General features: G+C 56.2%; 18 protein-coding genes. 6 read left to right on the top strand and 12 right to left on the bottom strand.

The window, feature by feature from the left end:
- The first annotated feature begins 103 nt into the window (after window positions 1-103).
- Together ACR0EO_RS02195 and ACR0EO_RS02190 are read left to right on the top strand one after the other, a co-directional pair.
- A complete protein-coding gene (locus tag ACR0EO_RS02195; protein WP_480686788.1) occupies window positions 104-352 on the top strand; it encodes a hypothetical protein in 249 nt (82 codons plus the stop codon).
- A gap of 41 nt (window positions 353-393) precedes the next feature.
- On the top strand, window positions 394-1,038 hold the full coding sequence (locus ACR0EO_RS02190) for an SDR family NAD(P)-dependent oxidoreductase (RefSeq protein WP_480686787.1): 645 nt from the start codon (window positions 394-396) through the stop codon (window positions 1,036-1,038).
- A 59-nt stretch (window positions 1,039-1,097) separates the two neighbouring features.
- On the opposite strand, the gene ACR0EO_RS02185 is transcribed toward ACR0EO_RS02190, so the two are convergent.
- From ACR0EO_RS02185 to ACR0EO_RS02170, 4 genes are all read right to left on the bottom strand, one after another.
- Window positions 1,098-1,940, bottom strand: a complete 843-nt coding sequence (locus ACR0EO_RS02185) for an ATP-binding protein (RefSeq protein WP_480686786.1) — start codon at window positions 1,938-1,940, stop codon at window positions 1,098-1,100.
- A gap of 118 nt (window positions 1,941-2,058) precedes the next feature.
- Window positions 2,059-2,976 carry a twin-arginine translocase subunit TatC gene (tatC, locus tag ACR0EO_RS02180; protein WP_480686785.1) on the bottom strand — a complete coding sequence of 306 codons (918 nt, stop codon included), beginning with the start codon at window positions 2,974-2,976 and terminating at the stop codon, window positions 2,059-2,061.
- Window positions 2,973-3,431 carry a Sec-independent protein translocase protein TatB gene (gene tatB, locus ACR0EO_RS02175; RefSeq protein ID WP_480686784.1) on the bottom strand — a complete coding sequence of 153 codons (459 nt, stop codon included), beginning with the start codon at window positions 3,429-3,431 and terminating at the stop codon, window positions 2,973-2,975. Before tatB ends, tatC begins: the two co-directional genes overlap by 4 nt.
- A gap of 6 nt (window positions 3,432-3,437) precedes the next feature.
- On the bottom strand, window positions 3,438-3,653 hold the full coding sequence (locus tag ACR0EO_RS02170) for a twin-arginine translocase TatA/TatE family subunit (RefSeq protein WP_298382271.1): 216 nt from the start codon (window positions 3,651-3,653) through the stop codon (window positions 3,438-3,440).
- A 220-nt stretch (window positions 3,654-3,873) separates the two neighbouring features.
- On the opposite strand from ACR0EO_RS02170, the gene ACR0EO_RS02165 reads away from it, so the two are divergent.
- Both ACR0EO_RS02165 and ACR0EO_RS02160 read left to right on the top strand, forming a co-directional pair.
- The gene (locus ACR0EO_RS02165) at window positions 3,874-4,179 is read left to right on the top strand and encodes a hypothetical protein (RefSeq protein ID WP_480686783.1); all 306 of its coding nucleotides are present in this window, start codon (window positions 3,874-3,876) and stop codon (window positions 4,177-4,179) included.
- 21 nt (window positions 4,180-4,200) lie between these two features.
- Complete coding sequence (locus ACR0EO_RS02160) at window positions 4,201-4,872, top strand: helix-turn-helix transcriptional regulator (protein WP_480686782.1); 672 nt, start codon at window positions 4,201-4,203, stop codon at window positions 4,870-4,872.
- Window positions 4,873-4,926: 54 nt separating this feature from the next.
- Here the strand turns inward: ACR0EO_RS02160 and ACR0EO_RS02155 are convergent, their stop codons facing one another.
- From ACR0EO_RS02155 to ACR0EO_RS02120, 8 genes are all read right to left on the bottom strand, one after another.
- On the bottom strand, window positions 4,927-6,087 hold the full coding sequence (locus ACR0EO_RS02155) for a peptidoglycan DD-metalloendopeptidase family protein (RefSeq protein WP_480686781.1): 1,161 nt from the start codon (window positions 6,085-6,087) through the stop codon (window positions 4,927-4,929).
- A gap of 63 nt (window positions 6,088-6,150) precedes the next feature.
- Window positions 6,151-6,801, bottom strand: a complete 651-nt coding sequence (locus ACR0EO_RS02150; protein WP_480686780.1) for a protein-L-isoaspartate(D-aspartate) O-methyltransferase — start codon at window positions 6,799-6,801, stop codon at window positions 6,151-6,153.
- A complete protein-coding gene (gene surE, locus ACR0EO_RS02145) occupies window positions 6,798-7,580 on the bottom strand; it encodes a 5'/3'-nucleotidase SurE (RefSeq protein ID WP_480686779.1) in 783 nt (260 codons plus the stop codon). Before surE ends, ACR0EO_RS02150 begins: the two co-directional genes overlap by 4 nt.
- A gap of 121 nt (window positions 7,581-7,701) precedes the next feature.
- Entirely contained in the window at window positions 7,702-8,787 is a 1,086-nt protein-coding gene (locus tag ACR0EO_RS02140) for an ABC transporter ATP-binding protein (protein ID WP_480686778.1), read from the bottom strand.
- An 80-nt stretch (window positions 8,788-8,867) separates the two neighbouring features.
- Window positions 8,868-9,914, bottom strand: coding sequence for a methyltransferase domain-containing protein (locus ACR0EO_RS02135; protein ID WP_480686777.1), 1,047 nt, complete (start codon window positions 9,912-9,914; stop codon window positions 8,868-8,870).
- Window positions 9,915-10,014: 100 nt separating this feature from the next.
- On the bottom strand, window positions 10,015-11,127 hold the full coding sequence (locus tag ACR0EO_RS02130) for a hypothetical protein (RefSeq protein ID WP_480686776.1): 1,113 nt from the start codon (window positions 11,125-11,127) through the stop codon (window positions 10,015-10,017).
- Between the two features lie 2 nt (window positions 11,128-11,129).
- Entirely contained in the window at window positions 11,130-11,909 is a 780-nt protein-coding gene (locus ACR0EO_RS02125) for an SDR family oxidoreductase (protein WP_480686775.1), read from the bottom strand.
- Between the two features lie 73 nt (window positions 11,910-11,982).
- Window positions 11,983-12,345, bottom strand: coding sequence for a SnoaL-like domain-containing protein (locus ACR0EO_RS02120; protein WP_480686774.1), 363 nt, complete (start codon window positions 12,343-12,345; stop codon window positions 11,983-11,985).
- 109 nt (window positions 12,346-12,454) lie between these two features.
- On the opposite strand from ACR0EO_RS02120, the gene ACR0EO_RS02115 reads away from it, so the two are divergent.
- Window positions 12,455-14,062, top strand: a complete 1,608-nt coding sequence (locus tag ACR0EO_RS02115) for a peptide chain release factor 3 (protein ID WP_480686773.1) — start codon at window positions 12,455-12,457, stop codon at window positions 14,060-14,062.
- 18 nt (window positions 14,063-14,080) lie between these two features.
- The gene (locus tag ACR0EO_RS02110) at window positions 14,081-15,019 is read left to right on the top strand and encodes a glycosyltransferase family 2 protein (protein WP_480686772.1); all 939 of its coding nucleotides are present in this window, start codon (window positions 14,081-14,083) and stop codon (window positions 15,017-15,019) included.
- The last annotated feature ends 125 nt before the right edge of the window (window positions 15,020-15,144 follow it).

Here is a 15,144-nt window from a genome sequence, read left to right as displayed (position 1 = left end):
TTAGCCTTTAAATACTGGGGTTTTACTCTCCCCTTCGCTTTGTTAGGCCACCGGCTGCTTACCACTCTTTACAAGGGGTCTGGCTGCGGTCGGACCAGATTTCATGTCAAACACAACCGTCAAAAGCGCGGCCACACAAAAGGGCGCGCTGAAAAAAAGCTCTTTGTCTGTGCTGGGTGTTTTCGGACCGAAATCAGATATGCGCGCATTGATGCGTATGTCTTCCGGTCGTGTGAAAGAGGTGAAACTCGGGAGCCGGATATCATCCGGCACTGTGGTTGCAATTGATGCCGAAGGTATAATGCTGCGACAAAGCGGCCAGACCAAGCGGATCACCATACCCGGCAGCTAAACTGTCTTGACGCCCTGCGTGCAGGGGTTCAAACCCCTTTCATGACCGATCAGACCAAAATTGCACTTATCACTGGCGCCTCTCGCGGACTGGGCGCGGCGCTTGCCGAAGCACTTGCGCCCGAATATCACATTGTAGCCGTAGCGCGCACCACCGGCGGGCTAGAAGAGCTGGATGACCGCATTCAGGCTAAGGGCGGCGCGGCAACACTTGCCCCGATGGACATCGCCGATCCTAACGCAATGGCAACGCTGTGCCGGGGTATTCATGACCGTTGGGGCAAGGTGGATTTATGGCTGCACACGGCCGTTCATACGTCTGCTCTGACGCCCACGTATTTCATCGACCCTAAAGAATGGACCAAAGCCGTAAACACCAATGCCACGGCTACTTCGGTGCTGATCCCTTATGTTGCACCTCTTTTGGGCGAAAGCGGCCACGCAGTGTTCTTCGACGATCCCAAAGCCGGTGAGAAGTTCTATGGCATCTACGGCGCGACCAAAGCGGCGCAGATGGCCCTTGCCCGCAGCTGGGCGCTGGAAACTCAACGCACTGGCCCGCGAGTATCAATCGTCGAGCCAGCGCCAATGCCGACGGCCGTACGTGCTCGGTTCCACCCGGGTGAGGATCGGGACGCGTTAACTAGCACAGCGGACGAGGCAGCCCGGATACTGGCTCTGTTGTAGGATTGGCCCAGTTGGGCCACCCCTCTCCAATAGCATTTTAACCCAACGATACGGGTAGCTTACGCGATATGAACGCCGTTTCGTCCGGCGAGATCCACAAAGAACTGCCACGCGACGCGTCCCGAACGGGCACCACGGGTGGCTTGCCATTCGATTGCTTCCGCACGCAGAGTTTCAGGCTCAACCTCCACTCCGTAAGCACCGCAGTAGCGGTCGATCATGGCTAAGTACTCATCTTGATCGCAGGGATGGAAACCCAGCCACAGGCCAAAACGGTCTGACAGTGAGACCTTTTCCTCAACCGCCTCGGATGGATTGATGGCGCTCGAACGCTCGTTTTCAATCATGTCGCGCGGCATGAGATGGCGACGGTTCGAAGTCGCGTAGAAAACAACGTTTTCAGGACGGCCTTCGATACCACCATCCAGAACTGCTTTGAGGGACTTGTAGTGCTGATCGTCGTGGCTAAACGACAGATCATCGCAGAACAGGATGAAACGGTGCGGCGCAGCTCGCAAGTGGTTTAGAAGCCGTGCCACCGAGCCCATGTCTTCGCGCTGCAATTCAACCAGCTTCAGGTCCGGGAAGTCATTTTGCAGTGTACCGTGGACTGCTTTGACGAGGCTGGATTTTCCCATCCCCCGTGCACCCCAAAGCAGTGCGTTGTTGGCCTTGTACCCGGCTGCAAAACGGCGCGTATTGTCCAGCAACGTATCGCGGGACCGGTTGATGCCCACCAAAAGATCCAGATCAACCCGGTTGACCTGAGTGACCGGCTCCAGCCGGTCGGGTTCTACATGCCAGACAAAGGCCGGCGCAGAGGCAAAATCAGGTGCGGCCAAAGGAGCTGGCGCCATACGCTCCAGCGCGTCGGCAATACGGTTCAGGGCTTGGTCGTCCATTATGGCCTCCGGTCGTGTCTTGCAGGTTTCAAACCATGTTCCGTCCGGCGCAACAAGTGTTCCAAAAGAAAAAGGCGCGCCAGCTTTGGGCGCGCCTGATCTTTAGTGCCTGAAGATTTTACTTTCCGTCCTCTTCCAGCACAATTTCTTCGTCGGCTTCTTCTTCGTCATCATAGTAGCCGTCAGCCCGCAGTTGCTCTTCGCGCTTTTTCTCAACGCGACCTACGAGGAAAATCGACACTTCGTAGAGGCCATAGACCACGACAAACAGGATGATCTGAGTGATTACGTCCGGCGGGGTTACAAGCGCGGCCAGCACCAGAATACCGACCATCGCGTATTTGCGAACACTACCCAGCCCTTCCGCACTGACCAGCCCAGCCTTACCCATCAGCGTGAGCAAAACAGGAAGCTGGAAGCAAAGACCAAATGCGAGGATGAACTTGAGCGTGATGTCCAACGACTCATTCACCTTACCGAAAAAGGTAATCTTCACGCCTTCGGTGGTTTCGGGAACAACAACAACCTCGTCCGGTACTTCCCCTGTCGTCGCCGATAGCAGATTTGCGAAAATCGAACTTACGTCCGCGAACCCAAGGAAGAACTGCATTGCCAGCGGTGTTACCACAAACTGTGCAAATGCTGCCCCCAGTAGGAACATAAAGGGCGAAGCAATTAGGAAAGGAAGGAATGCGCCCTTCTCAGACTTGTAAAGCCCCGGAGCCACAAAGCGCCACAGCTGATAGGAGATTACTGGGAATGCCAGCGCAAACCCAAAGACCATAGATATCCGGAACAGTGTGAACAGATACTCTTGTGGCGAGGTGTATTGAAGCGTCGGGGACGGGTCACCCAGTTCCCGCAATGTCGCTTCAATCGGTTGAACCAAGAACTGCAGAATGGGTTCTGCAACCGTGAACGCCACCACAATGCCCACGATGAACGCGATCACAGAGCGGATCAACCGCGTGCGCAGTTCCGCAAGATGCTCGATCAATGGGGCCGAGCTGTCCTCGATCTCGTCGGTGTTGGTCATGACTTGCTTTCGGTTTTCAGCGCCGCTTCGGCCTCTTCGGCTTTGGCCAGCGCTTCGGCAGCTTCTTTGGCCTTGCGTTCAGCAGCGGCGCGCGCAGTCGAAGCCTGGATCTTCTTTGCCTGCTCGGCTCGCTCTGCTGCCAACTTGCCGGTTTCGCTGTCGGGGTCGAACTTGGTCGGGTCGATGCTTTTCGCCAAATCCTGTGCGGCTTCTTTCACGCCATCCATAGCGCTGCCAACAGGATTGGTTGCTGCGTTGAGACCTTTCTTGATCTCATTCACACCCGCCTGATCCGCGGCTTCGTTCATGGCGCTGCTGAACTCTCGCGCCATGCCCCGGGCCTTACCGACAAAACGGCCGACATTGCGGAACAGCACCGGCAGATCCTTCGGCCCCACAACAATCAGGGCAACGACGCCGATGACCAGAAGCTCGGTCCAGCCCAGATCAAACATCTGGTCTTAGACCTTGTCTTTGTCGGTCTCGGGCGTGACGTCCTTGGCCACTTCGGCTGCGTCCTGCTCCAGCTCGTCCGCGCCTTCTTTGACGCCCTTCTTGAACGAGGTGATGCCCTTGCCCACTTCGCCCATCAACGAGCTGATTTTACCGCGGCCAAACAGCACCAGCACCACAACGGCGATCAGCAGAAGACCGGGAAGGCCGATATTGTTAAGCATGTTTCTTCTCCTATTACGTCGGCGCACCCGCACCGGGAATGTTGTCTGACACTGTGTCTACGCCTCCAAGGCCGGTGGCAAAAGTGACACATGTCAATTCCACGCCGAAATGTGATCGCATCTTGCGTTTTTTGCAGACTCGCAATTTCCAACTGACAGGTTTATGTCAGTTGTAGATCGCTAAGTACGTGGCATCGAAACTTGGTCAACGGAGATTCAAATGACCCATGTTGCAGAAATCGTCACGTTCACACTCGCCAACGGCACCACGCCCGAAGAGTTCGTCAAACTCAGCCAAGCCTCAGAGGCGTTTGTCAGGTCGTCACCTGGATTTGCTCATCGTCAACTGAGTCAGGGCGAAGATGGCCGTTGGACCGACTACGTGATCTGGACGGATATGAAGGCCGCAAAAGATGCCGCCGCCCAATTCCCGCAACAGGAGTTTTGCGCAGGATTGCTGGCGGCGATAGACCCGGAAAGCATCCAGATGCGCCACGAGAATGTTCTATGGAATATGACCGCATAAAATTGGTCAGGATGGCGTGTAATGCGCCGCACTGACCGCTTATTCGATATCATCCAGATCCTGCGCGACGGAAAACTGCACCGCGCGCGGGACATTGCGGACCGGCTTGAGGTGTCGGTCCGCACGATCTACCGCGACATGGATACACTTGTTGCATCGGGTGTCCCGGTCGAAGGTGAGCGCGGCGTTGGCTACATGGTCCGCGAGCAGATCACCCTGCCCCCGCTTAACCTGACCCCGGCCGAACTTGAGGCGTTGAATCTGGGGATGGCCATTGTGGCTGAGGCTGCAGACCCGGACTTGAAAGCTGCAGCGGAATCTCTGGCGGAAAAGATCGACGCCGTGCTGCCCACTCAGGTCGTGGCCGAGGCAGATACATGGAAATTCGCCGTCTATCCCTTTGCCGACGCAGCACGCGGACTTGCGCACATGGCACCCATCAGGGCAGCTATTAAATCCCGACAGAAACTACGACTGTCGTACCGTCGTATCGACGGTGTTCTGACGGAACGCACCATACGGCCCTTACATATGGAGTACTGGGGGCGTGTCTGGACCCTGACCTCGTGGTGCGAATTGCGCCAAGGTTTCCGCGTGTTTCGGATCGACCTGATCGAGGCGCTCTCCCCCCTTCCCGAGGTATTTGCAGACGAACCCGGCAAACGTCTGAGTGACTACGATCCACACGCCTGACAGGTTCGATCTGTTCTAAATCTTTGTGTGACGGCCTGAAACAGGCCGCCTGCCTCATTTCAAATAGGGTTCCGGATCAACCGACTCGAACCCCTTACGGACCTCGAAATGAACATAGGAATTGTCTCCGCCGCGCACGGATGCAATCTTTTGCCCCCTGCGGACGCGATCATCTTTCTTTACCGTGACCTTATCGACATTGGCGTAGACCGTCAGAAGGTCATTGTTGTGTTTTACAACGATGATCGGCACTTGATCCGCATCCGCGGTAATCGCGGCAACTGTCCCGGCTTCAGCAGCGCTCACCGCACTACCCGGAGCACCCGCGATGTCGATCCCTTCATTCTTACCCTTTTTATAGGTTCGGATAATCGTACCGGTCACAGGTAGACCAAGGGCTGAATTGCTCTGACGAGTCGGGGCTTCGGCGGTTACGTCCGGTGCGGGCGGAGGCGCGAGAACCTCTTCGGGCAAAGGTTGCACAGCGCTTGGCGGTGTCGGCGTTGGCGATCCCTGCCCCGGTTGCGTCACGTTGGTCGCAGGAACTGCTGCCTGCTGGGGTGCAGGTTGGTTCTTAATCGGAATTAGCAGGAACTGGCCTTCACGCACGGTGAAGTCCGAACCAAGTCCGTTCCATTCAGCAAGTGAGTTGATCGGAACGTCATAGAGACGCGAAATCGTATACGCGGTCTCGCCCCGTTGCACTTTGTGCCGGACTGGTTCCGGCCCGGCCGGCACAGGCGCCGGCGTTGGAGCTGCGGCAGGTTTCGCGGGCTCCAACGTTGAAGTTCTTACAGAACCGTCCGTTGGCGCTTCGTCAATCGCGGTGCCGGCGATACTGGCAATATCGACATTGCTCGCCGCGGCAACCGTCCGCGGTAGCGCAATGACCTCTCCATCGCGCAACGTATCGGTCGGCTTCAGCCCGTTGAACACTGCCAGTTCACCTTCTGGCAACCCAACCCGGGCCGCTACGTCGCTAACCTTGTCACCTCGGCGGGCGATCGCCACCTGATAGTTCGGATAGGTGATAACTCCGCGGGAGTCTGGCACAGGTCGATTGCTGGTCGCGGTTTGCGCCGCCTCGGTGGTCGAGAAACCACCGACCTGTCCGCGCAAGTCATAATCCAGCGGGCCGTTGCACCCAGCCAGAATCGTTAGAACCGCTACCCCTGTCGCACAGCGGAGCATCGCTGATTTTGAAACTGCTCTCATCTTACTGTCCTCAACACCTGCCCCTGTTCTCCGGGGTTCCGGCGCATATTGCAGAATAAACCTTTACGCTCCGTCCTTACCGAGCCCCTCTAACAGGGGCACAAAACGAACGGGCAACAATTCGTCATAGTCCAGGCCGTTTTCTGTGCGTTTAACTCGGATCAGAGTCTGAACCGCATCCGACTGTCCCACCGGCAATACCATGATACCGCCGATTTTCAGCTGCGCCAAGAGCGGCCCTGGAGGGTCTTCTGCCGCAGCCGTCACAATAATTCGATCAAACGGTGCCTGTTCCGGCAAACCAAAGGATCCATCGGTTAGCATGGCCGTTATGTTGGTCAGCCCCATGTCACGGAAAAGCTGACCGGTTTCACGCACCAAACGCTTGTGCCGTTCCACTGTGTAGACACGTCGTGCGAGCTTTGACAGGATCGCGGCCTGATAGCCCGAGCCGGTCCCTATTTCGAGAACCGTATCCCGTGGACTAACTTCCAAAGCCTGCGTCATCAGCCCCACGACAGAAGGTTGGCTTATTGTTTGACCACAAGCAATTGGTAGCGGCGTGTCTTCATATGCGCGATCCGCGAACAGGCCTTTGACAAAGCGTCCCCTGTCGATCTGCTCCATCGCGGCCAGAACACGAGCATCCGTCACTCCGCGAGAACGCAGAGCAAACAGGAATTGCATAGTTGTTTCGGGGTCTAGTCCGCTCATTCGATTGTCTTCAGTGCCTCAAGCGCGTCATGCGCTGTCAGGTCTGCCCGCATGGGTGTGACCGAAATATAACCCGCCAAGTTTACAGCAGCATCAGTCCCCGGAGCCGTCGGATTATGCTGATATCCGCCTTTAATCCACAAAAAGCGACGACCCGAGGGCGAGCTGTGCGGTTCAACCGAGAAATGCGTGTCTCGGCGATAGCCTTGGGGCGCCACACGCGTTCCCAAAACTTCGTCTGCGGGAACGGGCGGAAAGTTTACGTTGTAAAACAGGCGGTAGTCACCCTGTTCCGATGGGTTAGCATCAAGAATTTTCCGTACCAGCTCTGCGCCAAATCGAGTTGCCGCTTCGAACGGATCTTCCAAGCCAAGGTTACGCGGACCGAAATATTGCGACAACGCAATCGCCGGGATGCCCTGCAAAGCCGCCTCCATCGCACCGCCGATCGTACCAGAGTACAGAGTGTTTTCGGCAGAGTTATTCCCCCGGTTCACTCCGGACAGCACTAAATCCGGCGGGCTATCCTTCATGACGTCGTGCAAACCAGCCAATACGCAATCTGCTGGCGAGCCCTCGGCCGCGAACCGGCGCTCGCCGAGTTTAGCAACCATCATCGGGTGGGTGTAGCTGATGCAATGGCCAACGCCCGACTGTTCGAACGCGGGTGCTACCACCCAGACCTCACCATCTGGTCCTGCGATTTCGGCAGCAATCGCCTCCAAAGCAATCAAACCCGGCGCGTTGATGCCGTCATCGTTGGTCAGCAGAATACGCATATGCCCCATCCATCCCTGCGTTTTGACCTTGATAGACCTGCCCCCGCGTGGCGGCAAGCAAAGCACGCGCGCAATCTGAGGCTTTCGCGCACCACTTGGCCTTAAACTGTGGCTTTAAACCCTATAGGGGGAAAACAAAGCATCGGTCCCTGCGAATGGTCAACCACATGACCCGCCCCGCGTTGGGTACAAACACATTCGGCACAGTGGCTTTTAGGAGCGAGCCGTCGTGATCCATCCGAAACTCCACCAAGCTTTCGTTGCCCAAAAACCGCGCACGCTCTACGACACCACGGGCGGCCACGCCATCGGTTGGTGTGGGTAAAGGACCTTTACCATTACGGTCGAAATCCAGCCGCACGTGTTGAGGTCGGAAAACAATCTCGACATCCGTGCCATCTGGGACGCCAGGTGCCAGAAACTGTCCGAAAGGCGTTTCGGCTAAAGCACCATTAACTTGCGCCCGCAAAACGTTGACATCACTAAAGAAAGCCACCGCAGCCTTGTCAGCTGGCCGCGTGTAAACATTATACGGAGCACCCTGCTGAACAATTTTTCCGCGCCGCATTAGCGCGATCTCGTCAGCCATTCGCATTGCTTCTTCGGGTTCATGTGTCACCAGGACAACGGCGGCATCTTCCTCTTTTAGGATCGCGAGCGTTTCATCACGGATACCGTCGCGCAAGCGGTTGTCGAGGCCCGAGAATGGCTCGTCCATCAGCATGATCCGCGGACGTGGGGCGAGTGCGCGGGCAAGCGCCACGCGCTGTTGTTCACCGCCGGACAAATGATGAGGGTAGTTGTCGATGAAACGGATAAGATCAACCTTGCGCAACAGTTCGTCCACACGCGCACGTTTTTCGTCTTTGCTACCCTTCAGACCAAAGGCAACGTTGTCGGCAACGCTCAAATGCGGAAACAGGGCAAAGTCCTGAAACATCAGGCCAATCTCCCGGCGCTCCGGAGGAACGCGGAAAACTGTATCGCAGATCAGCTTGCCGTCGACATAGATTTCGCCGGTTTCCTGCATCTCGACCCCTGCGATCATACGCAAGGTAGTCGACTTACCACAGCCGGACGGCCCCAAAAGACAGGTCACTTGCCCGGCCTGCACCGTCAACGAGACGTTATCCACAACGACCCGCCCTTCATATCGGGCGATCAGATTGCGGATTTCCAAACGAGGAGGAGTTGCGTCTACTGTCACCGATGGACCCCATTGCCTTTCCCGATCAAAATCATCGGGCTTGGCCGGGGATAGCAACCCCGCCCCTCAGGCGCAAGAGATCAGCAGCACCCGCCTGACGCATCCTCTCCGATGGCTTCAAACGGGCTCTCACCACCGCAGCCTTCGAATATGCCATAGTGGGTCGAAAAATCACCGATGAAGTCGAAGTGTCGGGCAAATCGAGTGTTTTTAAGCATCATCCATGTGTTACCGCAGACAGGGAACACCTTACCGGCCTCGATCGCGTGATGATCATCCAATTCGAACAAGTGAGGCGCGTTGGGAATGGTACCTTTATAGATTACCGCTTGCCCATAATCCTCGCAGGCCGACTCCAGTTCCGGCAGCTTGAACAACCGATAGGTGGCCGAGAGGAATTTCAATGGAGCGACACGCTCTTCCAGCACTGGGTTTTCGATGGTCAGTGGACGATGAGTAACCCTGCGCGGATCACTGAATCCGGCCTTGCGCGAAATCGTAAGGAAGTCGTTCCAGTAGAGCGCACCAGACAAGCACTCACCGTAGAGCACTTCATCCTCGGCCATTGCCTGCGGAATGCGGCGATCAGCGTAGACATCCGAGAAGTACATCTCGCCACCGTCTTTCAAAAGGCGATGCGCCCCGCGCAGAACTGCTTCTTTGTCCGTGGCAAGGTTGATGACGCAGTTTGAAACGATGATGTCGAAAGACCCGGGTTCGAGATCCAGCTCATCCAACTTTTCGATGTATCCGTGATGGAATTCCACGTTGCTGGCGGCATAACCAAAAGCTTCTGCGTGGTAGTCCTGATGGGCGCGCGCGACGTTCAGTTGCTCGGGCGTCATGTCGACACCCACAACGCGCCCCTTTTCGCCAACCATTGCAGACAGCGCATACACATCGCGTCCTGCACCACATCCCAGATCAAGAATGCTCATACCTTCTAGATCCAGCGGCGCAATCAAACCGCACCCATAGTATCGGGTCAGCACCTCGTCATGAATTTTAGAGAGGATCTTTTTGACGTGATCCGGCATGTCGTCAGGTGTGCAGCACGCGTTGGTTTGCAAATCCTCGCTGCCCTGCAGGACCTCGCCATAATAGTTCTGCACTGACTCATGCTTCATTGTGGCTTTCCTTCTCCGTGTGGCTGATTAGCAGCTAATGCAGCGCTGCTTTGTGTGCAATCCACACCCTTTCGTTTTGACGAAAGCGTGAGAACCAGCCTTAGGCCAAAAGCTCAAAGTCGACGCTCGCACGCACACGGCCATTTACCTGAATCTCCAGACGGTGCGGCCCGGGCACCAGTTTGAACGTGGTCGCATTACCCTTGAGCTTGTGCTTCTTGCTCAGATCCAGCGATCCACCCCGCAACACGGTCTGTTTCAGCTTGTGGACTTTAGGTGAAGTTTTTCCACCAGGTCTCTGAAAGTGAACGATATAGTCAACCAAAACAGGTTGCTCACCAACTCCAGTCAAAGCGACATTGAACTCTAGCGCATTACCAATCCGGGCCTCGCCGATTACATCAACACGAGCGGTGACATCTGCATCCGGGTCATATCCCAGCATCTTCATCGCGTTCGGATGACCGGACTTCACCAGCCCCCTCAGGGTGTGCGAAGTCATCCAGCGCAATTCATTCTGATCTTGCCTCTTTGCCGACGCCCATTTCTGCAACCGGCCCAAAACCAGATCTGGGTCTTTCTTGGTGATGTCGTTCAAGTGGTTCGCGACCGACCGCGTGACATAACGAGTGGGATCAGAGTGCAGCCGATCTAGCAATGGAAGCGGGTCGTCCAAGGCCAGCCCAACCGCCTGCCCCCATGGTAACCGCGGCCGCGTGCCTTCGCTAACCAAACGGCGCACGTGATAGCTATCGTGGTCGCACCAACGTTCCATCTTAGCCAATACCCGATCTGGGTCTTGGTTGAGGAACGGCCGAATGGACCACTCCATCGAAAACCTTTGTGTTAACTCCTCAATGACATCCAGAGCCAGATCAGGGTGTTCCAGCCCGACATTCACGACCCATTCGCCAAGTGGAGCGAAGATAAAGTCGCCGAAATCATCGTCAGTCTTGTTTGGGTCCAGAGGTGGTGGCAAAGCCCGCAACAGGATGGGCGCAATGTCCGGCAGATCTCCGGGCACGGACTGCTGCAAGCATTCCGCAATCCATGCCATGCGCTCTTTCAACTCAAGGTCCAGAAGGCGAGACATGACCTGCGCCTCAAAGGCATCGGCATCAAAGGATGGATCAGCATTGGCAAAAAGTCCCGCCAGATAGCGGGTCTTTTCGACATTAAAAAGCTGATCTTTCAAAGAAAAGTTCTCGGCCATCGCTACATTGTAAGATTGGTCGCACCGCCATCCAGCAGGATGTTCTGCCCCACGATGAAACCGGCGTGTTGTGAACACAAAAAGGCGCAGGTGGCACCAAACTCATCCCTGGTCCCATAACGGCGCGCCGGGATTGTTGCTGCGCGTTGGGCGCGAGCCTCGTCAATAGAAATCCCTTGCTGAGACGCCACGCCCCCATCCAGAGAAACCGCGCGATCGGTGGCATGAATACCGGGCAACAGGTTGTTGATCGTCACCCCATGCGGGGCAACCTGCCGCGCTGTGCCAGCCACATAACCGGTCAAACCAGTTCGCGCCGCATTCGAAAGGCCCAGAACCGCAATCGGAGCACGCACGGATTGCGAGGTGATATTCACCACCCGCCCCCAGCCTTTGTCCATCATCCCCGGTAACAGTGCCTTCATAAACGCAATCGGCGTCAGCATGTTCGCGTCTAGCGCCTTGATGAAATCTTCGCGCTCCCAATCCGACCACATACCCGGGGGTGGGCCACCGGCATTAGTAACCAATATATCAACGCCTTGCGCAGCTTCGAGCACCTGCGACTGCCCCTCGGACGTCGTCACATCGCAAGCTACGGCCTGCACGTCTACTTGGTATTCGGAACGCAGGCGTGCCGCCTCGGCTTCCAGGGCCTCTGCGCCGCGCGCGTTCATCACGAGGTCGACACCAGCAGCGGCCAAAGCTTCAGCACAGCCCAACCCCAGCCCCTTGCTGCTGGCACTAACCAAAGCTCGTTTTCCGCGAATTCCCAGATCCATGTGGTTCTCCCCATCTGTTGTTATCCGCATGTCTAACACCGGCCAGACGGGGAAAACCAGATTTCTGCTTGGTTCAATAAAAGAACTCTTCGCGAACAATCTTTCCGTTAGCCACGTGATAAACGCCGACTTCTCGCATATCGAAGGCTTCGCCGGTTTCTTTAACCTTGCCCTGCACCTCAAAAATCACAGCAAAACGGTCATCACCGTGCGGGAACGGGTCACTGACCGACGCACCAGACACTTCGTGAGCACCTTCCCACCATTCGTGCTTACCCCGAATGGCATCGCGACCATGTGTTTCTCGGCCCATGTCCATAAAATCCTGCGCTTCGACCGAAACGGCGTCTGGCGCATAAAGTTTGTCCAAATTCTCTTTGGCGCGGTCTTCACGGCACCCGGCAACCAGCTCGTCTGCAATCTCTTTCAAATTCATTGGTCCACTCCATTATTTGTTCACTATATGTTCTTATTGCCATAGCCACTCGATTCGAACCAGACCCTTTGTCTTGCCTCGGCAGGATTCCCCGCCTATACGCGCGCTTATGCTTGATACCGCCTCGAACCAACCCGTATTGCCACCCGAGATCGCCCGACGCCGGACGTTCGCTATCATCTCGCACCCGGATGCGGGCAAGACGACGCTGACCGAAAAGTTCCTGTTGTACGGGGGCGCGATTCAGATGGCCGGTCAGGTCCGTGCCAAAGGTGAAGCACGCCGGACTCGTTCGGACTTCATGCAGATGGAGAAGGATCGGGGTATTTCGGTCTCTGCTTCGGCAATGTCCTTCGACTACGGGAATTTCCGGTTCAACCTGGTGGACACGCCCGGCCACTCGGACTTCTCGGAGGATACCTATAGAACTCTGACCGCCGTGGACGCGGCCGTGATGGTGATCGACGGCGCAAAGGGTGTGGAAAGCCAGACGCAGAAGCTGTTCGAGGTTTGCCGCCTGCGTGATCTGCCCATCCTGACCTTCTGTAACAAGATGGACCGCGAAAGCCGCGATACGTTCGAGATCATCGACGAAATTCAAGAGATGCTGGCCATCGACGTCACGCCCGCCGCGTGGCCCATCGGTGTGGGTCGCGATTTCATCGGCTGCTATGACATGCTACGCGACCGGCTGGAATTGATGGACCGCGCTGACCGCAACAAGGTGGCTGAAAGCATCGAAATCAACGGTCTGGACGACCCGAAGCTTGCCGAGCACGTCCCCGAGCACTTGCTGGAAAAGCTGCTCGAAGAGGTCGAGATGGCGCGCGAACTGTTGCCCGCACTGGACCCGCAAGCGGTGCTTGAGGGGCATATGACTCCAATTTGGTTCGGCTCAGCCATCAACTCGTTTGGCGTGAAAGAGCTGATGGAAGGCATCGGCGACTACGGACCACAGCCGCAGGTACAATCGGCAGAGCCGCGTCAGATTTCTCCGACCGAAAAGAAAGTTGCCGGTTTCGTTTTCAAGGTGCAGGCCAACATGGACCCCAAACACCGCGACCGTGTGGCGTTTGTCCGTATGGCAAGCGGCCATTTCAAACGCGGTATGAAGCTGACCCATGTAAGATCGAAAAAGCCCATGGCGATTTCGAACCCTGTACTGTTCCTGGCCTCTGACCGTGAACTGGCCGAGGAAGCTTGGGCCGGTGACATCATTGGTATCCCGAACCATGGGCAACTGCGCATCGGTGACACGCTTACCGAAGGCGAGGCGCTGAGGGTAACCGGTATTCCATCGTTCGCGCCGGAATTGTTGCAGACAGTTCGCGCGGCAGATCCGTTGAAAGCCAAGCATCTGGAAAAAGCCCTTATGCAATTCGCCGAAGAAGGCGCGGCCAAAGTGTTTAAACCCTCGATTGGGTCAGGCTTTATAGTCGGCGTAGTTGGTGCGTTGCAGTTCGAAGTACTCGCTAGTCGGATCGAAATGGAATACGGCCTGCCAGTGCGTTTCGAAGCATCTCAGTTCACCTCGGCCCGTTGGGTCAGCGGTGACAAGGCCGAGGTGGACAAGTTCGTCAACGCCAACAAACAGCACATCGCCCATGACCATGACGGTGACATTGTCTACCTGACGCGCCTGCAGTGGGACATCGATCGCGTTGTACGGGATTACCCGGCACTGAACCTCACGGCTACAAAGGAAATGATGACGTGAGCCGCGCAAAGGCTGCATATGGTCGGTAACCCGACTTGGGGAATTGTCTCCACGGTCCGGGGCCCTGCCCCGGATATTTTACGCTTTGTGGCCTATCACCTCGAACTTGCGGCCGAACGTATCTATCTTTTCCTTGACGAGCCCAACCCCGAAGCTCTCAACACGTTGAAGGAGAACCCGAAGGTAGAGGTTCACAACTGCGACGACGGGTTTTGGGCGAACCGCAAGCGCGTGCGACCGGACAAGCATCAGACACGCCAGACCGCAAACGCATCGTTTACATATCGAAAGACCGATCTTGACTGGTTGGCCCACATTGATCTGGACGAATTCTTGTGGGCTGACCAACCGATCCCCCAGCTTCTCGCCGATGTTGAAGACGACATCCCTGGAGTACGTGTTCGACCGATTGAGGCGATGGCCGACTGCGAGAACCTGTATAAGGCTTATATCCCCAAGGGACAGAATCGCGACGCCATCGTCCAGTCAGTCTATCCGAACTACGGTGCCTTTGTTCAGGGCGGATTCTTTAGCCACGTGCAGGGCAAACTGTTTGCGCGCACCGGCCTTCCCAAGATCAACTTCCGTATTCACAACCTTTTTCAGGATGGTGAATCATTGCCCTGCAAGTTCGAAATGCCCGGTGTAGACCTGTGTCATCGGCATGCGCCCAATTGGGAGCATTGGTTCGCTCACTATCGATTCCGACTGGAACGTGGATCATATCAGCCCGGCATGTCCCCAAATGTCCCCCGCGAGCACGGCGGGATGAATATGAACGATCTGCTGAGCTGGATCGAGGCCGAGGACGGGATTGAAGGGCTACGCGCCTTTTTTGACGAGATAAGCGGTGCCAATCCGGACGTGCGATCTCGACTTGAACGGCAGTCTCTGATCCGCCACCGGCCCTTACATCTGGATGAAAAACTAAGAAAACATTTCCCCGGAAGTATCTGAATTGTTGCGGAAAACCCGCAAACACAGGCCACCCGCCATCCTAAAGTTGTCTTCATTTGACCCCGACCAACGATTTTGTTATGTCCCCTTTCAAGCCGAATATACGCAATGAAGCGTAGGCCATC

This window comes from Ruegeria sp. BE9 (assembly GCF_056538765.1).
The sequence above is the reverse complement of the archived record's forward strand: the minus strand, read 5'-3'. Positions and strand labels throughout refer to the sequence as shown.